Raw genomic sequence first — 19,486 nt, 5'->3', positions numbered from 1 at the left:
CTGTATTTTTGTCTGCATCGACACGCGCTACCACGACGTCTGGATCATCATCCCCGCCTTCAACGAGGCGAGTGTTATCGGCGACGTCATCTCTGACGTTCGCTCGGTTTTCGACCACGTGGTCTGCGTCGACGACGGCAGCGGCGACGACACCGGCGACGTGGCATGGCGGGCGGGCGCGCATTCGGTGCGGCATCCGGTCAACCTCGGCCAGGGTGCGGCCATCCAGACCGGCGTCGAGTACGCCCGTCAGCAGCCAGGGGCGGCCGTGTTCGCCACGTTCGACGCTGACGGCCAGCACCGCGTCAAGGATGTCATCCGGATGATCGACAGACTCTCCACCGACGACGCCGACCTGGTGATCGGCACCCGGTTCGCCGATCCGGGCGTGGTCAGTCACACCCCGCTGCTGAAGCGGGTGGTGCTGCGCGCGGCGGCAGCGCTGAGCAGACGCAGCCGCAAACTGGGCCTGACCGACGCACACAACGGTCTGCGGGTGTTCAACCGGAAGGTGGCCGACGCGCTCAACCTCACCATGAGCGGGATGAGCCACGCCGACGAGTTCATCGCATTGGCGTACGAAAACCATTGGCGGGTAAGCGAAGAGCCGGTCGAGATTCTCTACACCGAATACTCGATGTCGAAGGGCCAGCCCCTGCTCAACGGTGTCAACATCATCTTCGACGGTTGGCTACGCGGAAGGATGTCGCGATGAACTGGATCCAGGCGCTGCTGATCGTGTCGGTGCTGTCGCTGCTGGTGTACCTGCTGCGTTCGCGCCGCAACGCGCGGTCCAAGGCGTGGGTGAAGGTCGGTTACGTACTGTTCGTGATCGCGGGCATCTACGCGATCCTGCGTCCGGACGACACCACCATCGTCGCGAATTGGCTTGGCGTCGACCGCGGTGCGGACCTGATGGAGTACGTGTTGATCATCGCGTTCGTGTTCACCACGCTGTCGGCCTACATGCGGTTCAAAGACCTCGAGTTGAAGTATGCGCGGTTGGCGCGCGCGGTCGCGTTGCAGACGGCGCGGGTGCCCGAAGAGCGCTAGGCCAGCCCGCGCATCACGTCGATCAGCAGATCGATCTGCTTTTCCTCACTGTCGGGTTGCGGCAGCACCGGTCTGACGATCGCGGCGCCGTTGAATGCGTTGGTGATGATCGCCACCAGCGTCGCGAACGTGTCCTCGTCGAACTTCTCGGCGCCGGGGAAGGCGCGCGCGGTCGCGTAGATGTTCTCGGCGTACTCGGCGAGCACCGTCTGCAACGTCGCTTTCAGCTTCCCGTCCGTGCGGGCGGCCACCATCAGTTCGAACATCACGGTGTTCGTCGCGTTGGTGGTGGTCTCCCACTGGATTCGCACCGCCGCTTCCAGCGCCGCCTCGGCAGCCGGGATTTCGGCTACTCGCTTGGTGACGAGATCGAGTTGACGTCGCATCACCTCGCGGGCGGTGGCGGCCATGAAGTCGCCCATGGTCGGGAAGTGGCGGAACAGCGCACCGTCGGACACGTTGGCACGCTTGGCGATCACCGCCGCCGACGCCCGCGCGTAGCCGACGTCGATGATGGTGTCGATGCTGGCGTCGAGCAGTCGGGCGACGGTTTCCGCGCGGCGCTGCTGCTGCGTCCTTGCCATGTCAGATAGGCGTTTTCAGCAGCTGCCCGGTGTCTGCGGGCAGGAACCGGCCGGACTTGACCGTGGTGCCGTAGCCCGCACAGAACTGGCCGTCGCGGAACACAACGGTGCCGTTGACGGCCGTCGCGATCACCGCCGCGTCGTTGCGGTTGACCATGCGACTCAAGCCGCCGTAGAACGGCACGGTCGCCTCGTGATAGCTGTCGACGGATTCGTTCAGCCCTTCGGGATCGATAACGACGAAATCGGCCCGGTCACCCTTGCGTAGCGTGCCCGCGTCCAAGCCGAACCAGTCGGCCACCTCCGAGGTGAGCCGATACACCGCGCGCTCGGTGGTCAGGAAGGGGCGTCCGGCGCGCTGGGCGTCGCGAACGCGCCTGAGCAGCCGGACTCCGAAGTTGTAGAACGCCATATTGCGCAGGTGCGCTCCCGCATCCGAAAAGCCCATGTGCACAGAGGGTTCCGCGGCGAGCCTATCGAGGTACTTCGGACGGTGGTTGGCCACGATCGTCGTCCACCGCACGTTGCGCTCGCCGTTCTCGACCAAAACGTCGAGAAACGCGTCCAACGGGTGCAGGCCGCGCTCGTCGGCGATCTGGCCGAAGCTCTTGCCGATCAGCGTCGCGTCGGGGCACTCCACGATGGTGGCGTCGTGGAAGTCGCGGTGCCACAGGGTCGGCCCGAGCTTGCGACGGTCGAAGCTCGCGCGGAACCTGCGTCGATACTCGGGGTCGGCGAGGAGTTCGTTGCGTTCGATCTGATCGCGCAGGTGCAGCGCCGCGGTGCCCGCCCCGAACTCCTCGAAAACGGGCAGGTCGATGCCGTCGGAGTACAGCTCGAATGGCACCGGAAGGTGTTGGAACCGGACGAACGAGCCAAGGACCTTGTTGAGAAGCCTTGTGCCGGGCCCCAATACGTGCACCGCGCCGGTGGCGGATTTAGCGTCGGCGGACACCAGCAGACTCATCCGGACACCGGGGCGACGACCGAACATCCGGCTGCTGGTCAAGAAGAACATCAGCGCGGACAGCGGGCTCTTCGTGTTCGGCGCGCTCTGCAGGATGCGACGGCGCCTGCGCAACACCGAGATCAGCTTGCGCCGTTCCCGCCAGGTGGCGAACGTCGAGGGCAGCGCGCGGGACCGGAACCGGTCCCCGTCGAGTTTGTCGATGGGCGCGTCCATACCGGACATGCCGAGCAGGCCGGCGTCGAGGGCCTCCTCGAGCAGTTTGGTCATTCTGTCCAGTTCGGCCTTGGTCGGCGTCACGCCCTCGGTGGTCGCGCGGTCGAGTCCAAGCACACTGGTACGCAGATCCGAATGCCCGAGCATCGAGCCGATGTTCGGGCCGAGCGGCAAGTCGTCGAGCGCCCGAACGTATTCGGCGGGCGTGGACCATGTCTTCTTCGCTTCCAGCGCGCCGTGCACGTACTGCCGCGGCACCGCCTCGACCCGGCTGAACAGATCGGCGGCGTCGTCGTTGTCGGCGTAGACGGTCGACAGCGAGCAGTTGCCCAGCAGCACCGTGGTGACGCCGTGCCGGACCGACTCGCGCAGTCCGGGATCGAGCAGCACTTCGGCGTCGTAATGGGTGTGTACGTCGATGAAGCCGGGCACGACCCACTTGCCGGACGCGTCGATCACCTCCGGACAGCCGGTTTCGTCGAGCGGTTCACGCGATACCACCGCGACGATTCCGTCGCGAATGCCCAGCGTGCGGACCTGGGGTGCGCTTCCGGTGCCGTCGAACCACAGGCCGTTGCGCACGATGACGTCGTAGGACATGACGCCACCCTACGATAGAAAGTGAGCGCTTACAATCTTTCTTCGGATCGGAAGTACTCGACGGTCTTGGCGACGCCCTCGGCGATGGCGACCTGCGGGGCCCACCCCAACACCTGCTTCGCGCGACTGATGTCCAGGCTGGACCGCTTGAGTTCGCCCAGTCGCGGAGGGTGAAACTCCGGCTCGTCGGGTGCACCCGCGGCCGCGGCGACCAACGAATGCAGTTGCCGCACCGACGTTTCCACACCCGTGCCGACGTTGAACCGCTGCCCGCCGCCGGCCTCGCCGGAGGCCTTGACGAACGCGTCGACCACGTCGTCGACGAACACGTAGTCGCGGGTGTCGGTGCCGTCGCCGAAGATTTTGGTCGGTCGGCCCGCCAGCAGAGCCCGAGAGAAGATGGCGACCACCCCGGCCTCGCCGTGCGGGTCCTGGCGCGGGCCGTACACATTGCCCGGCGCGATGTGCGAGCACTCCAGGCCGTAGAGGTTGCGGAACATGTTCAGGTACACCTCGCCGGCCACCTTGCCCGCGGCGTACGGCGATGCGGGGTCGGTCGGGATGGTCTCCGGCGTCGGGAAGGTCGTCGGCGTGCCGTAGATCGAGCCGCCGGACGACGTGTGCACGATCTTGCGGACGCCGGCCTGCCGGGCGGCCTCGGCCAGGCGCACGGTGCCGACCACGTTGACCGTCGAGTCGAACTGGGGGTCGGTCACCGAACGACGCACATCGATCTGGGCGGCCAGGTGAAAGACCACCTCGGGTTTGGTCTCGGCGAGCAACCCGATCAGGTCGGCGCTGGTGATATCGGCCTTGGCGAACTCGAACCCGTCGTGCCGCTCGGCCAAGACGATGTTCTCGCTGCGGCCCGAGCTGAGATCGTCGACACCGACGACGCTGTGCCCATCCGCGAGAAGGCGGTCTACCAGCGTCGATCCGATGAAACCTGCCGCTCCCGTGACCAGTGTGCGCATCGGCTCACCATACCGAGGACCGCTGTCCGTACTCTCGACGAGCGATGAACTGGGTCGCCCGTACCGCCGCCGTGCTGATCGCGGTGCAGTTCGTCGTCCGGGCGGTGTTGGCCTTCCAGGGCTACTTCTACTGGGACGACCTGATCCTGGTCGGCCGGGCGGGCACGCAGGGTCTGCTGTCGCCGGGGTATCTGTTCGACGACCACGACGGGCATGTCATGCCGGGCGCTTTCCTGGTGGCCGGCGGCATCACCCGGCTGGCGCCGCTGAACTGGATCGGGCCGGCCATCAGCCTGGTGGTGTTGCAGCTGCTGGCCTCGCTGGCATTGCTGCGGGCGCTGCATGTGATCCTCGGTTGGCGGCCCGTGCTGTTGCTGCCGTTGACGTTCGCGTTGTTCACCCCGCTGTCGGTGCCCGCGTTCGCCTGGTGGGCGGCGGGGTTGAACTCGCTGCCGATGCTGGCCGCGCTGGCGTGGGTGTGCGCGGACGCGGTGCAACTGGTGCGTACCGGTAGCCGGCGGTATGCGGTGACGGGACTGCTGGTCTACTTCGGCGGGTTGTTGTTCTTCGAGAAGGCGGCGGTGATTCCGTTCGTGGCCTTCGCGATTGCGGCGCTGTACTTCCACGTCACGTCGACGTATTCGGTGCGCGACGTGTGGCGGCGCGGCCTGCGGCTGTGGGCCTCGGCGTTGGCGGTGACCGTGGCGTGGATCGGTGTCTACCTGCTGGTGGTGGATCAGAAGCGGTGGAGCGGCGACGTCGCGATGACGTGGGACCTGTTGCGCCGCTCGGTGACTCACGGGATCGTGCCGGGTTTGGTTGGCGGCCCGTGGGATTGGCAGCGGTGGGCGCCAGCGTCGCCGTGGGCGACGCCGGGTGTTGCGGTGATGGTGCTGGGCTGGGTGGCGCTGGCGGTGGCGGTGGTGGTGTCGGTGGCGCGCAAGCGGCGGATCGGTGCGGTGTGGCTGGTGGCGGTCGGCTATGCGGTCGCGTGCCAGGTTCCGATTTACCTGATGCGCTCGTCGCGGTTCACCGCGCTCGAATTGGCGCAGACGTTGCGGTATCTGCCCGACCTGGCGGTGGTGCTGGCGCTGCTGTTGGCGGTGGGGCTGTGCGCGCCGAATCGGGACTGGTCGACGCGGCTGGATGCGTCGCGGGGCAGGACGGTGGTAGTCGCCATGGCCACAGTGCTTTTCGTGGGTAGCAGCTTGTATTCGACGGCGACGTTCCTGACCAGTTGGCGGGACAATCCGGCGCAGCCGTACCTGCGGAACGCGCAGGCCGGGTTGGCGGCGGCGCACGAACAGTCCAGTGCGCCGATGCTCGACCAGGAAGTCGACCCGTTGGTGTTGCAGCGGGTGGCGTATCCGGAGAACTTGGCGAGTCACATGTTCGCGCTGTTGTCGAACCGGCCGGAATTTGCGGGCGCGACAACGGATTTGCGGATGCTGGATGCGAGCGGGCACGTCGTCCCGGCGAAAGTCACGTGGGTGCGCTCGATCGTGCCGGGACCGGCGCCGAATTGCGGGTATCTGGTGCAACCGGACTTTCCGGTGACGATGAAACTTGACGGTCCGCTGCTGCCTGCGGACTGGACGGCGGAGATCAACTACCTGGCCAACAGTGACGGGTCGCTGACGATGGCGTTGTCGGAGGGGACCGAGACGAAGGTGCCGGTGCATCCGGGACTGAATCGGGTGTTCGTCCGGCTGCCGGGGGCGGGTGACGTGGTCAAGGTGCGCGCGAACACGGCGGCGCTGTCGGTGTGCGTGGCGGCGGGCCCGGTCGGATTTGTGGCACCGAGGTAGTCGGGGGGTTGGGATAATGGGTAGGTGAGTGTGCTCAACGCGTTTTTGTCGACGTGGTCGAATGCGCGGCAGACCTTCGGTGAGGGCACTCCGGCCACCGGTGAGCAGTACGACAACAGCGCAGCGTTGCGCGGGTTGAAGTCGACGGTGGACTCCGCGGCGCCCGGGTCGAAGTGGACCGGTGGTGCGGCCAACGCCTACGGCACGGCCAACACCGAACACGCCCGAGTCTTTGAACAGCTCGCCGGCCTCGATCAGCGGTTGGCGTCCCATGTCGGCGAATCAGCACAAGTGGTGGCCGCCGGGCGACGCGATCTGGAATCGGTGCGCAAATGGGTCATCGACGCCGCGGCCAGCACCCCGCAGGGCCAGGCCGGTGAACAGATGCGGCTGGCCATCGTGCAGAAAGGCATCGCCCAAGTCCAACAGATCGTGCAGCGCTCCAACGGCGAACTCAACACCATCGGCGGCAAGATCCGCGGCCTGGACCCCGAATACCAAGCCCTGGGCAACCAAAAATTCGCTAAAGAAGGCCCCGCATTCGCCACCGGCCAGGGCGAGGACGACAAAGAGAAGAAGTCGCCGGACGAGGTCGGCAAGGAAGACTCCGAGGCGCTGCAGAACGGGCAACTCACACCCGAGCAACATCAGCGGCTGGTCGAGAACACCACGCTGAACCCGGAACAACAAGCCGCACTCAACAACGGGAACCTCACGCTGCCGCCGGAGCAGATGTCCTATCTGCAAGGCTTCTCACGCGCGTTCGGGGACAAGACGCCGGCGGAGATCAAAGCGGTCATGGACAAAGCCGGTCCCGATGGTGGCCGGGTCGCCGACGTATTCCAACTCGCGTCCAACCCGAACATCAAGACGGGGCTTCCTGGCACGGAGCCGCCGTCGACCACCAATCCGGCAAGCGGCGGGAAATACGCACTGCCAGAAGGCATTCAGAAGGTGCTGGACGGACCGGTGTTGACCCCGTTGGGTTACGGAGAACCGACCCACAATCCCGACGGTTCGATCGGTCTCCCCGAGTTGAAGACAGCTTCGACGCCGGTGGCGGGGTTAAACGATCTGGCTGATGTGATCCAACGTGGGAACCGCGACCTCCAAGTCGGTAGCGCATTGGATTCCGGCATGTTTGAGAAGAGTCGGCAGTTACTCGAGCAATCGAACGGTTGGCCTGTGCCCGGAAATGATCCGATGGCCGACCGGCCGCGTTGGTATCACCAAATGGTCGATCCGACACTGCAGAATATGTTCAATGCGGTCAACTCCGACGACATGGTGATTCACGACGTGGTGACTGGGTCGGGCGGTGAGAAGTTCTTGAACAACCTCACGCAGCACCAGTGGCAGGATGACGGGCTGGCGGCGGGCGGTCTCTTCGATTGGGTAGGCGAATCAGCGGCTCATGATTCAACTGGGCGCGCCGCCTCTACGGCGCACGCCTTGGCGGAATACACGAGCAGTCACTCCAACCAATTGTTGAATCTTCCCGACGCCCAAGGGCAGTCGCTCGGACAGGTTAATCCCGAACTGACACGCGACTGGGCGCGGGCGTTCTCGCCGTACATGGACGACATGGTCGGTATGGACACAGGTGACAGTAATGGTCGATTCGCGCCCCTCGATCCAGATGGAGGCAATCTCGAACCAGTCAACACCCGACACCTGATGAGCGTTCTCAACTCAGATCACCCTTCCCTAGATCAGCCAGTAGATTCCAACGCCCCGAAGACAGCCAGCCAAATCGCAATGGAGAGTTCACAAGCGCACATGAACAAGATGTTCGACATGGCGGCGCACTCAGTGACCGATAGCACACCAGGCGAGAACAACTACGCGATGAAGGCGGCCGGAAAGCTTCAGGCGGCTATGGATCTCGGTTCCTATGACGAGCGATTCGACGCGACGCACGACGCTGCGACCGCCGCCCACGAGTCTTACGAATTACGTTCGAAATTGTGGGATCTCGGCAAGGATCTGGCCGGCGAATTTCCAGGAGGCTCCGCTGCCGGCGGAATCGCCAACCTCGGCAAGGACTTCTTCATCGGCTCAGAACCAGTCATGCCGGGAGTCGACAACGTCCACGCCCGCGATATGTTTCCAGTCCAGATGCACATGGCCGCCGCATTGGTGGCCGACGGCGCAGGCGACCCTTACTTGCGTGCCCAACTCCAAGAACGGCTTGTCAACGGCCAGTTCAATGTTCCCGAGCAGGGGGGAGACAACCGTTATCCGGAGTTCTACGGAGCCATCACCAGCTATCTCGCAACGGTCGGCCACGACAACGTTCTCAACACAATGACCGACGAGTACTGGCGGGCGTATTCGGGTGCGATCACGAATGCGACGCCGCCGCAGTGAGGTTCACACGCATCATTCTGGTGGCCGCTCTCGTTGCCCTCGGCGGTTGCGGCGTGCCCGCTCAAACGCCAACCCCTCAGACCTCATCTCGACCCGATCAGTTGTTCCCCAATTGGCCCCCTCTACTGAACAATTTCCGCTTCCACTGGACGGCAGAACCAGGAATCGACGTCACCACTGGTCCCGCAATGGTCGTGCGGGCCTACCTCGAGTCCTATGGCGTCGCAGAACTGACCCTCAACGCCGAAAACGGATATCCGGGTTTCGACCGAGCGACGCCCGAGAACCTTCCGAGGGTCGGGAACTACCTGTTCCAACTGGTCAATGTCCGCCCGTTGGGTTATCCCAGTAAATCTGCCCCGGCAGATGCTGTTCCATATTTCGGTTTCGAGGCGCTGCACTTCTTGGAGCTCACCCCCGTGGGGAACGGCTACCGCGCAATCGTGTGCAGTGGGGATTACGCCAAGTTCGTCGCGAGTAAGACCCGGCCCGGGAAATTCATTTCCGTCGTCAGCGATAAGGATGGTCAACCGTACGCGCGAGGATCTAGCGGCGTCTTCGTAAATCAAGTCGAGTTGACGCAGCACGATCCCCGAGTCGGTGCGAATCCTCCTGCACCACAGACTGTTCCACAGATCGGCCCCCTACCCGCGCCGGACCAGGACGTCTTCGGCAATTGGTTCATCACGGGCGCGGACGGCTCGTTCTGGGGCCCGAAGAACGACCCCAAATCGTTCCGACACGACTTGGAGGCACGCTGTGAAGCGGCCATGCCGACGCCCGCAGCAGAACGCATCGCCATGATGACCGGCTTCAAAGACCAACCGCCACCTCACGGCGAAGCGATACCGGGATGGCCCGCCAAAGCTCAATAAGCCATGCCAGTCTGGACGGCATGACAGACGTGCGTACACAAGGTCTTCAGGTCTTCCGCGAGCTGCTCCCCGGCGTGCTGCAGGACGACGACCTCCGCGACGGCAAGTTCGCCGACGAGCTACTCGAGATCGGCATCGACAACATCTTCGGTCGTCTGTGGACCCGCGAAGGCTTGAGCCGCCGCGACCGCAGCCTCGTCACGCTCGGCATCCTCATCGCGTTGCGCGCGACCGACGAACTCAAGTTCCACGTCCAGATCGCCCGCACCAACGGACTGAGCGAAGAGGAGATCGCCGAAGTCATCTACCACGCCAGCGGGTACGCCGGCTTCCCCGCCGCCAGCACTGCCCGCGCAGTCGCCCGCGAGGCGCTCAACGGAGCCACCTAGGAGAATCGAACTCCTGACCTGCTCATTACGAGTGAGCCGCTCTACCGACTGAGCTAAGGTGGCGTGCCCGGTCTAGCCAGGCGGGACGAGTCTACGGCAGGCCGATGGCGCAGCCCAACTCAGTTCCGCAGCGCCTGCCCGACCGTGGCCACCATCGCGTCGACCGCGAACTTGGGCTTCACATTCGCCGCCAGCGCCTCCCGGCACTCCAGCACCGCCTCGATGCATCGCAGCAGGTTGTCCGGTGACGCGTGCGCGGCCATCGCCTCGATCCGATCCGCCATATCCGGATGATTCGCCTGGACCGCGCCCGCACCGGACGACACCAGCAGCGCGTCACGGAAGTACGTCGCCAGATCGATCAGCGCCCGGTCCAGCGCGTCCCGCGACGCCCGCGTCTGCCGCGACTTCTGCCGTTTCTCAAGGTCTTTGATCGCACCGGTGGCACCGCGCAGCGTGCCCGCCGTGCCCTTGCCGGTGCCGCCTGCCCCCAGCGCCGTGCGCAATTCCTCGGTCTCCGCCTCGTTGCGCCCCTCGGTCAGCGCCCGCGCTTCGGCCTCGGCGGTGGCCACCAACTCCTCGGCCGCCGCATACGCCCGCGACGGCGTCGCCGCGTCCCGGGCCAACATCAGTGCGCGCTGCCTGCGGTCCCGCGCCTGCTCATCGGTGGCCAACCGGCGCGCCCGCCCGACGTGGCCGCCGCTGACCGAGGCCGCCCAGCGCGCCTGGTCCTCCGGCAACCCATCCGTGTCGATCAGCACCTGGGCGATCGCATCGACCGGCGGCGTCACCAACGCCACATGCCGACACCGCGAGCGCAGCGTGATCGCGATGTCCTCAGGATCCACCGACGGCGCGCACAGCAGGAACACCGTCGACGGCGGTGGCTCCTCGACCACTTTCAGCAGCGCGTTCGCCGCGCCCTCCGTCAGCCGGTCGGCATCCTCGACCACCACGATTTGCCAGCGCCCCGTCCCGGGCCGCCGCGAGGCGATCTGCACGATGTTGCGCATCTCGTCGACGCCGATCGACAGGCCCTCGGGGATGATCCGCCGCACGTCGGCGTGGGTGCCTGCCATCGTCGTCGTACACGCGCGGCATTCACCGCAGCCCGGCACACCGTCGGACGTGCACTGCAAAGCCGCCGCAAAGCACAGCGCCGCGATCGAACGGCCCGATCCGGGCGGCCCGGTGATCAGCCACGCGTGTGTCATGGTCCCGGTGGCCGACGGATTGTGAGCTGAATCACCGCGCGCAGCCTGCGCCGCAGCTACCAACTCCGTTTCCACGGCGTCCTGACCCACCAGACGCGAAAACACCCCGGTCATCGAGATAACAGTAATGCTGCGAACCGACACGTCCGTCCCACAGCACCCTTTTCCGTCCGTACAGCCCGATACGGTTGACCTGTGACCTCCGATGCCATCCCGATTGGGCGAATCAGCGCATTCGTCCGCTGGGCGGCGCGCACGCCGTGGCCGGTGTTCACCCTGGGCATGCTGCAGAGCGACATCATCGGCGCGCTGTTCGTGCTCGGCTTCCTGCGCTTCGGCCTGCCGCCCGAGGACCGGATCCAACTTCAGGACCTGCCCGCCTTCAACCTGGCGGTGTTCCTGGGCTACCTGTTCTTGTCGTTCACCGTCGGCTCCTACCTGAGCCTGCGGCTGCTCATCCCGGTGATGCGGTGGCAACGCCGCGACACCCTGCTCGGCGACTCCGACCCCACCAGCACCGAACTGGCACGGGCCCGCGCGCTGAAGATGCCCTTCTACCGGACCGTCATCAGCGTCACCAACTGGTGCCTGGGCTCGATCGTCTTCATCGTCGCCAGCTGGCCGGTGGCCAGCAAGTCGGCGCCGGTCGTCGCCGTCGCCACCGGCCTCGGCGCCACCGCGACGGCGATCATCGGCTACCTACAGTCCGAACGCGTGCTGCGGCCCGTTGCCGTGGCGGCCCTACGCGGCGGGGTGCCGGAGAACTTCCGCGCACCGGGCGTCATCCAGCGCCAGGTGCTCACCTGGGTGTTGTCCACCGCCGTTCCGGTGCTGGCCATCGTGCTCGCGTTGGTGGCCAGCAAGTTCCAGATCCTCACCGCATCCGCCGACCGCCTCACCACGCCGATCCTGCTGCTGGCCATCGCCGCATTGGTGATCGGCCTGTTCGGCACCGTCCTGGTGGCCATGTCCATCGCCGACCCGCTGCGCCAATTGCGTTGGGCGCTGGGCGAAGTGCAGCGCGGTAACTACAACGCGCACATGCAGATCTACGACGCCAGCGAGCTCGGTTTGCTGCAGGCCGGCTTCAACGACATGGTCCGCGACCTGGCCGAGCGGCAACGGCTGCGCGACCTGTTCGGCCGCTACGTCGGTGAAGACGTGGCCCGCCGCGCCCTGGAGCGCGGTACCGAACTCGGCGGCCAGGAGCGCGACGCCGCCGTGCTTTTCGTCGACCTGGTCGGCTCCACCCACCTCGCGTCCACCATCCCGGCATCCGAAGTGGTCAACCTGCTCAACGAGTTCTTCCGCGTCGTCGTCGACACCGTCAACCGGCACGGCGGCTTCGTCAACAAGTTCCAGGGCGACGCGGCGCTCTGCATCTTCGGCGCGCCCATCGAACATCCCGACGCTTGCGGCGCCGCACTGGCCGCATCGCGCGAACTGCACGACGAACTCATCACCGTCCTCGGCGAGACCGAATTCGGCATCGGCGTCTCGGCTGGCCGTGCCATCGCCGGCCACATCGGCGCACAGGCGCGCTTCGAGTACACCGTGATCGGCGACCCGGTGAACGAGGCCGCCCGACTCACCGAGTTGGCCAAGCTCGAACCCGGCCACGTGCTCGCGTCGGCCATCGCCGTGAGCGGGGCGCTCGACGCCGAGGCGCTGTGCTGGGACGTCGGCGAGATCGTCGAACTTCGCGGCCGCACCGTGCCCACGCAGTTGGCCCGACCACTGAACCTGGTGTCGCCCAACGCAGCCGACGACGTCGACGAGGTCTCCAGCGACGCGCGCTAGCTCTTCTTCGCCCTGCCTGATGTCGCCGACTTCGCGGCTCCGGCCTTCTTGGTTGGCGCCTTCTTCTTCGCAGCGGCCTTCTTGGTCCGCTTGACCGGGCCCCGTGCGCGGCGGTCGGCCAGCAGTTCGGCGGCGCGCTCGTCGGTGATCGACAGCACGTCGTCGCCCTTGCGAAGGCTCGCGTTCGTCTCGCCGTCGGTGACATACGGCCCGAATCGCCCGTCCTTGATCACCATCGGCTTGCCCGTCGCCGGATCACTGCCGAGCTCACGCAGCGGCGGCGCTGCAGCCCGTTGTCCGCCACGGCGTTTCGGTTCCGCGTAGATCTTCAGCGCCTCGTCGAGCGTGATGTCGAACATCTGCTCCTCGGTCGCCAGTGAGCGAGAGTCGGTGCCGCGCTTGAGATATGGGCCGTAGCGACCGTTCTGCGCGGTGATCTCTTCTCCGGTGTTCGGATCGACGCCGACCACCCGCGGCAGCGACAGCAGCCGCAACGCATCGTCGAGCGTCACCGTCTCCAGATCCATCGACCGCAGCAACGAACCGGTACGCGGCTTGGGGCCGGTCGGCTTCTTGCCCTTCTTCGCGGTCGAACCTGCGCCGTCGTCCGGTTCGTCCGGCTCCGGCAGCACCTCGGTGACATACGGGCCGTACCGGCCATCCTTCGCGACGACCTCGTGGCCCGTGGCCGGGTCGATCCCCAGCGAACGACCCTCTTGCGGTGTGGCGAAAAGCTTTTCGGCCAGCTCCAGCGTCAACTCGTCGGGGGTGAGCTCGTCTTTCAGATTCGCCCGCTGCGGCTTGAGCTCGCCGTCCTCACCGGCGACCATGCGCTCCAGATACGCGCCGTTCTTGCCGACCCGAACATAAATGGGCCGACCCTGCTCGTCGTCAAAAAGCTTGATGGAGTTGACTTCTCGGGCGTCGATGCCTTCGAGGTTCACGCCGACGAGCTTCTTCAGCCCGCCCGACCTGGCGATCGAGTCCTGCACACCGTGCTCGCCGCCGAAGTAGAAGTTGTTGAGCCAGTTGGTCCGTCGCTCGTTACCCGCGGCGATCTCGTCGAGTTCGTCCTCCATGGCGGCGGTGAAGCCGTAGTCGACGAGCCGGCTGAAGTGCTGCTCCAGCAGCCCGATCACCGCGAACGCCACCCACGACGGCACCAGCGCGCTGCCCTTCTTGTGGACGTAACCGCGGTCCTGGATGGTCTTGATGATCGACGAATACGTCGACGGTCGCCCGATGCCGAGGTCTTCCAGCGCCTTGATCAGCGACGCCTCGGTGTAGCGGGCGGGCGGCGAGGTCGTGTGCCCGTCGGCCGTCAGTTCCTTGGCGTCGACGCGCTGGCCCTGGTGCAGGTTCGGCAGCCGGCTCTCGGCGTCGTCGGCCTCGCCGCCTGCCTGATCGTCGATGCTCTCGACGTACGCCTTGAGGAAGCCCGCGAACGTGATGGTGCGGCCACTCGCGCTGAACACCACCTGTTGGCCATCGGAGGACTGACCGGAGATCCGCAGCGACAGCGTCGTGCCGCGCGCATCGGCCATCTGCGAGGCGACCGTGCGCTGCCAAATCAGTTCGTAGAGCCGGAACTCGTCGTTGTCGAGCTGGCTGTGCAGCTGACCCGGCGTGGAGAACACGTCGCCCGCGGGCCGGATCGCCTCGTGGGCTTCTTGCGCGTTCTTCACCTTGCGGGTGTATTGGCGCGGGGTCGGATGCACGTACTCCTCGCCGTACAGCTGGCGCGCCTGGTTGCGTGCGGCGTTGATCGCCGACTCCGACAGCGTGGTCGAGTCGGTACGCATATAAGTGATGTAGCCGTTCTCGTAGAGCCGCTGCGCGATGCTCATCGTGCGCTCCGAGCTGAACCGCAGCTTGCGGCCCGCCTCCTGCTGCAGCGTCGAGGTCATGAACGGCGCGTACGGCCGGCGGGTGTACGGCTTCTGCTCCACCGACGACACGGCCAGCTGCGCGCCCCGCAGGCCGGCCGCCAGCGCGCCCGCGCTGGACTCGGTGAGCACCAGCACCTCGTCGGGCTTCTTGAGCTCGCCGAGCGAGTCGAAATCGCGCCCGGTGGCCACCCGACGGCCGTCGACGGAGTTCAGCTTGGCGGTGAACCTGGGCGGCTGCGCCTGCGGGTCCGAGACGCTGGCGTCGAGTTCGGCGGTGACGTCCCAGTAGCCCGCGCTGCGAAACGCCATCCGTTCGCGCTCGCGGGAGACGATGATCCGGGTCGCCACGGACTGCACGCGCCCGGCCGACAGCTTCGGCGCGACCTTCTTCCACAGCACCGGACTGACCTCGTAGCCGTACAGCCGGTCCAGGATGCGCCGGGTCTCCTGCGCGTCGACCAGGTCGTTGTCCAGGTCGCGCGGATCCTCCGCGGCGGCGCGGATGGCCGGTTCGGTGATCTCGTGGAACACCATCCGCTTGACCGGGATTCTCGGCTTCAGCGTCTCGAGCAGGTGCCAGGCGATGGCCTCGCCCTCGCGGTCGCCGTCCGTGGCCAGATAGAGCTCGTCAACGTCCTTGAGCAGGTCTTTCAGCTCCGCGACGGTGCTCTTCTTCTCCGGGCTGATGATGTAGAGCGGTTCGAAGTTGTCCTCGACGTTGACGCCGAGCCGGGCCCACGGCTCCGATTTGTACTTCGCGGGCACGTCGGCGGCGTTTCGCGGCAGGTCACGGATGTGTCCGCGGGACGACTCGACGATGTAATTGGAGCCCAGGTAACCGGCGATTTTCCGCGCCTTGGTAGGCGACTCGACAATGACGAGCCGCCTCACGCTGCCGTTGCGGCCGCTTCCGCGGTCCCCCTCAGCCACCTCTGTTTACGCTCCACTTCATCCTGTTGCAACGGGCCCAAGATATATAACGCCTCGGTCATATCCAGACCCGCTGGCAACTGACAATTTCGCACCCCGCGCCATCCGACGCAAACTGACCCCCTTGTCGAGGCGCGTCACAGACGGGGCCATTGTTCAAACGCCTCGACGCTCCCCGGTGGTTCCCCTACGTTCTCTACCAGGCGCGATAGCCGTCGGCGGCCACTGATCCGCAGGGCCGGATGCGTCCCCCTGGTGCCGATCAATGTGGGGGCTATCCCTACCCGCATCATGGCCGACGCCAGGGCCGCGTGCGTGTCCGGCGCGTGCGGGTCCAGGCCCAGCAAGTACCGGTCGGCTTCGGGGGTGCCCGCTGCCAGTGTCCAGGCCCGCAATTCGCGGGGCCCCGGCAGCCAGTAGGGCGGCACGGTCTTGACGGCTCCGAGGGTCCAGTCCCGCGCGATCACCATCAGACGAGGGTCCGCCGCGGTACGGACGAGCGGCGTGTTCTCGTCGGTGCGCCCGATCTCTGCCTGCAGGCCGGCCTCGGTGATCATCTCCGCGAGGCCCTCGGCTCGCCACAGCTGGTCGACGACGACCGATAGACGCGCTGCCCGCTCTGCGCCACTGCCGACCAGGACCACCTGGCCCGGCGCAGCGAGGATTCCGGTCAGGTCGGCGACCGCGGGCGGCACCGACTCTGCCGAGAAGAACGACAGCTGGCTCACGTCACCGACAGTAAGCCAGTGGTGCGGCACAGATGTGTCGCCGGGCCGCGCACGGCCCCAAAACGAAAACACCCCGCGCCGTCCGGTAGTGGATGACGCGGGGAGTTGTTCAGTTTCGCTTGCTCAGACGGCCCGAACACCCGTGGCCTGCGGCCCCTTGGGGCTTTGGCCTACTTCGAACTCAACCTTCTGGTTCTCCTCCAGGGTGCGGAATCCGCTGCCCTGAATCTCCGTGTAATGAACGAACACGTCCGCAGAGCCGTCCTCCGGGGCGATAAAGCCGAAGCCCTTCTCCGCGTTGAACCACTTCACAGTTCCCTGTGGCATTTCCTTGATCTTTCCTTTTCTTTTTTCCGGGTGCGGTCCACCGTGTTTCGGTACACCGGGCCCGTTCCGACCGCTTCACCTTCGCGGAGTAATCGGAACTGACCCGACCTACATTCCTCGCAGGAACCGCGATCGCAACGTCGATCCTGCGAGTGCTAATACACGAACACAGAAGCTGCGACCGCGCTAAGTCAATCATGTTCCGAGCTGGTGCGACAGTCTCGGCGGGATCGAGTGGGGAACAATTCACTTACGTAGGTGTTTCGGGAGGCGGTCTGTGTCAAATCCGAGCTCGGATTTCGGGCGCGCTCTGCTCGCCTGTGCGATCGAGGGCACGGCTCCCGATGAACAACCGTTACGGCACGTCGCAGACCTGCCGGCACGTCGGGGACAACCCCGGGCGTGGCCGCAGTGGGCCGACCCAGATGTCGTGCGGGCGTTCGTTGATCGGGGTATCGAGACGCTCTGGTCGCATCAACTCGCCGCGGCGAATTTTGCGCGCGACGGACGGCATGTCGTGCTCAGCACCGGCACCGCGTCGGGTAAATCGTTGGCCTACCAATTGCCGATATTGACGGCGCTGAAAGAAAACTCGCGCGCGCGGGCGCTTTATCTGTCGCCGACGAAAGCGCTCGGCCACGACCAATTACGGACGGCGGTGGCACTCACCGAAGCCGTCCCGGGATTAGCGGATGTCGCACCGAGTTCGTATGACGGCGACAGTCCCAGCGAGGTGCGGCGTTTCGCCCGCGAACGGTCGCGGTGGATTTTCTCCAACCCGGACATGATCCATTTGTCGCTGCTCCGCAACCACGCGCGGTGGGCGGTGTTCCTGCGCAACCTCCAATTCATAGTCGTCGACGAATGTCATTACTACCGCGGTATTTTCGGTTCCAACGTGGCGATGGTGCTGCGGCGCCTGCTGCGGCTGTGCACGCGGTATTCGGCCACCTCCTCGATGCCGACGGTGATCTTCGCCAGCGCCACCACATCGCAGCCCGCGGCCACCGCGTCGGAGCTCATCGGGCAGGCCGTCGCGGAGGTCACCGACGACGGTTCGCCGCACGGCGCACGCACGGTCGCGCTGTGGGAGCCCGCGTTGCGCGAGGACATCTTCGGTGAGAACGGCGCGCCGGTGCGACGTTCGGCCGGCGCCGAGGCCGCGCGGGTGATGGCCGATCTAATCGCCGAGGGCGCAAGGACGTTGACGTTCGTGCGTTCGCGGCGTGGCGCGGAGTTGACCGCATTGGGTGCGCGCGCCCGACTCGAGGACGTCGCTCCCGACCTCGCCGACCGGGTGGCGTCCTACCGCGCCGGCTATCTGGCCGAGGACCGCCGCGTGCTGGAACGCAAACTGGCCGACGGGGAATTGCGGGGCATGGCCACCACGAATGCCCTGGAATTGGGCGTGGACATCGCCGGTCTGGATGCGGTGGTGCTGGCGGGCTTTCCCGGTACGGTCGCATCGTTCTGGCAGCAGGCCGGCCGCTCCGGACGGCGCGGACAGAGCGCGTTGATCGTGCTGATCGCCCGCGACGACCCGCTCGACACCTATCTCGTCCATCACCCCGCTGCGCTGCTGGACAAGCCGATCGAGCGTGTGGTCATCGATCCGGGTAACCCGTATGTGCTTGGCCCACAACTGCTTTGCGCCGCAGCTGAACTGCCGCTGACCGAGGCCGAAGTGCGCATGTGGAACGCCGAGGCAGTGGCGGAGACACTCGTCGACGACGGTCTGCTGCGTCGCAGGCCCAGCGGCTACTTCCCCGCGCCGGGCATCGATCCGCATCCCGCGGTGGACATCCGCGGTTCGTCGGGCGGCCAGATCGCGATCCTGGAGGCCGACACCGGCCGACTGCTCGGCAGTGCCGGCGTCGGCCAGGCGCCTGCCTCGGTCCATCCCGGTGCGGTGTATTTGCATCAGGGTGAGAGTTATGTCGTCGACTCCCTGGATTTCGAGGACGGGGTGGCGTTCGTCCACGCCGAGGACCCCGGCTACACGACGTTCGCGCGCGAACTCACCGACATCGTCGTCACCGGACCGGGTGAGCGAAATACGTACGGCCCGGTGACAGTTGGCGTCGTGCCGGTATCGGTGACCAATACCGTCATCGGCTATCTGCGCCGTCGCCTGGACGGTGAGGTGATCGACTTCGTCGAACTCGACATGCCCACCCGCACCCTGGACACCATGGCGGTGATGTGCACCATCACCCCGGAGGCGTTGCAGCACAATGGGATCGAGTTGCTGCAAGTCCCGGGGGCGCTGCACGCCGCTGAACACGCGGCGATCGGCCTGCTGCCGTTGGTCGCCAGCTGCGATCGCGGCGACATCGGCGGATTGTCGACGGCGGTGGGTCCGGTGGGAGAGCTTCCGACGATCTTCGTCTATGACGGCTATCCGGGTGGCGCGGGCTTCGCCGACCGCGGGTTCCGCAAGATCGACACGTGGTGGGCGGCGACGGCGGCGGCAATCGAGGCATGTGAATGCCCGTTGGGCTGCCCATCGTGTGTTCAGTCGCCGAAGTGTGGCAACGGCAACGACCCGCTCGACAAGGCGGGCGCAGTGCGGGTCCTGCGCCTGGTGCTCGACGAACTGCACCGACCCCGGCTATGAGCATGGGGGCGACCCACCCCTCGACGGTCGCCCCCACGGGCCGATGGCCCGACAACTCGATCCGTTCCCAGGCCCCGAAGTAGGACGCAGACGCAAACTACCTCGTGAGCGAGGCTAGCTGCAACATTTTGACGAGCGCCCACCG

General features: G+C 66.0%; 15 protein-coding genes and 1 tRNA gene. 8 read left to right on the top strand and 8 right to left on the bottom strand.

Annotation, left to right across the window (positions count from 1 at the left end; genetic code table 11):
- The first annotated feature begins 4 nt into the window (after window positions 1-4).
- Entirely contained in the window at window positions 5-715 is a 711-nt protein-coding gene (locus tag C1A30_RS28560; protein WP_200828555.1) for a glycosyltransferase family 2 protein, read from the top strand.
- On the top strand, window positions 712-1,053 hold the full coding sequence (locus C1A30_RS28555) for a DUF2304 domain-containing protein (protein ID WP_101951610.1): 342 nt from the start codon (window positions 712-714) through the stop codon (window positions 1,051-1,053). Before C1A30_RS28560 ends, C1A30_RS28555 begins: the two co-directional genes overlap by 4 nt.
- Here the strand turns inward: C1A30_RS28555 and C1A30_RS28550 are convergent.
- From C1A30_RS28550 to C1A30_RS28540, 3 genes are read right to left on the bottom strand one after another with little or no spacing between them, the layout of a single operon-like run.
- Window positions 1,050-1,637 (bottom strand): TetR/AcrR family transcriptional regulator, encoded by a 588-nt coding sequence (locus C1A30_RS28550; RefSeq protein WP_101951609.1) that lies wholly within the window; start codon window positions 1,635-1,637, stop codon window positions 1,050-1,052. The two genes, C1A30_RS28555 and C1A30_RS28550, sit on opposite strands and share 4 nt — an antisense overlap.
- Before the next feature lies 1 nt (window position 1,638).
- On the bottom strand, window positions 1,639-3,420 hold the full coding sequence (locus C1A30_RS28545) for an amidohydrolase family protein (RefSeq protein WP_101951608.1): 1,782 nt from the start codon (window positions 3,418-3,420) through the stop codon (window positions 1,639-1,641).
- 29 nt (window positions 3,421-3,449) lie between these two features.
- Window positions 3,450-4,394, bottom strand: coding sequence for an NAD-dependent epimerase/dehydratase family protein (locus C1A30_RS28540; protein ID WP_101951607.1), 945 nt, complete (start codon window positions 4,392-4,394; stop codon window positions 3,450-3,452).
- A 44-nt stretch (window positions 4,395-4,438) separates the two neighbouring features.
- Between C1A30_RS28540 and C1A30_RS36245 the strand changes: the two genes are divergently transcribed.
- The 4 genes from C1A30_RS36245 (at window position 4,439) to C1A30_RS28520 (ending at window position 9,836) form a co-directional block, all read left to right on the top strand.
- Window positions 4,439-6,202, top strand: a complete 1,764-nt coding sequence (locus C1A30_RS36245) for a hypothetical protein (RefSeq protein ID WP_101951606.1) — start codon at window positions 4,439-4,441, stop codon at window positions 6,200-6,202.
- Between the two features lie 24 nt (window positions 6,203-6,226).
- Window positions 6,227-8,572 carry an EspA/EspE family type VII secretion system effector gene (locus C1A30_RS28530; protein WP_101951605.1) on the top strand — a complete coding sequence of 782 codons (2,346 nt, stop codon included), beginning with the start codon at window positions 6,227-6,229 and terminating at the stop codon, window positions 8,570-8,572.
- Between the two features lie 188 nt (window positions 8,573-8,760).
- Complete coding sequence (locus tag C1A30_RS28525; protein ID WP_101951604.1) at window positions 8,761-9,447, top strand: hypothetical protein; 687 nt, start codon at window positions 8,761-8,763, stop codon at window positions 9,445-9,447.
- Between the two features lie 20 nt (window positions 9,448-9,467).
- On the top strand, window positions 9,468-9,836 hold the full coding sequence (locus C1A30_RS28520) for a carboxymuconolactone decarboxylase family protein (RefSeq protein ID WP_101951603.1): 369 nt from the start codon (window positions 9,468-9,470) through the stop codon (window positions 9,834-9,836).
- Here the strand turns inward: C1A30_RS28520 and C1A30_RS28515 are convergent.
- Together C1A30_RS28515 and C1A30_RS28510 are read right to left on the bottom strand one after the other, a co-directional pair.
- Window positions 9,827-9,899: transfer RNA gene (locus C1A30_RS28515), tRNA-Thr, on the bottom strand. The genes C1A30_RS28520 and C1A30_RS28515 overlap by 10 nt on opposite strands.
- A gap of 56 nt (window positions 9,900-9,955) precedes the next feature.
- Window positions 9,956-11,164 carry a DNA polymerase III subunit delta' gene (locus C1A30_RS28510; protein ID WP_101951602.1) on the bottom strand — a complete coding sequence of 403 codons (1,209 nt, stop codon included), beginning with the start codon at window positions 11,162-11,164 and terminating at the stop codon, window positions 9,956-9,958.
- An 81-nt stretch (window positions 11,165-11,245) separates the two neighbouring features.
- On the opposite strand from C1A30_RS28510, the gene C1A30_RS28505 reads away from it, so the two are divergent.
- Entirely contained in the window at window positions 11,246-12,850 is a 1,605-nt protein-coding gene (locus tag C1A30_RS28505; RefSeq protein WP_101951601.1) for an adenylate/guanylate cyclase domain-containing protein, read from the top strand.
- Here the strand turns inward: C1A30_RS28505 and topA are convergent.
- The 3 genes from topA to C1A30_RS28490 all read right to left on the bottom strand — a co-directional run bounded on the left by topA (window position 12,847) and on the right by C1A30_RS28490 (window position 16,724).
- The gene (topA, locus tag C1A30_RS28500) at window positions 12,847-15,669 is read right to left on the bottom strand and encodes a type I DNA topoisomerase (protein WP_101951600.1); all 2,823 of its coding nucleotides are present in this window, start codon (window positions 15,667-15,669) and stop codon (window positions 12,847-12,849) included. The genes C1A30_RS28505 and topA overlap by 4 nt on opposite strands.
- Window positions 15,670-15,806: 137 nt before the next feature.
- The gene (locus C1A30_RS28495; RefSeq protein WP_101951599.1) at window positions 15,807-16,397 is read right to left on the bottom strand and encodes a hypothetical protein; all 591 of its coding nucleotides are present in this window, start codon (window positions 16,395-16,397) and stop codon (window positions 15,807-15,809) included.
- A 123-nt stretch (window positions 16,398-16,520) separates the two neighbouring features.
- A complete protein-coding gene (locus C1A30_RS28490) occupies window positions 16,521-16,724 on the bottom strand; it encodes a cold-shock protein (protein ID WP_006243848.1) in 204 nt (67 codons plus the stop codon).
- 277 nt (window positions 16,725-17,001) lie between these two features.
- On the opposite strand from C1A30_RS28490, the gene C1A30_RS28485 reads away from it, so the two are divergent.
- Window positions 17,002-19,341, top strand: a complete 2,340-nt coding sequence (locus tag C1A30_RS28485) for a DEAD/DEAH box helicase (protein WP_101951598.1) — start codon at window positions 17,002-17,004, stop codon at window positions 19,339-19,341.
- Window positions 19,342-19,486: the final 145 nt, after the last annotated feature.

It is taken from the genome of Mycobacterium sp. 3519A (assembly GCF_900240945.1).
Lineage (GTDB): Bacteria > Actinomycetota > Actinomycetes > Mycobacteriales > Mycobacteriaceae > Mycobacterium.
This window is presented reverse-complemented; position numbering and strand designations above follow the sequence as displayed.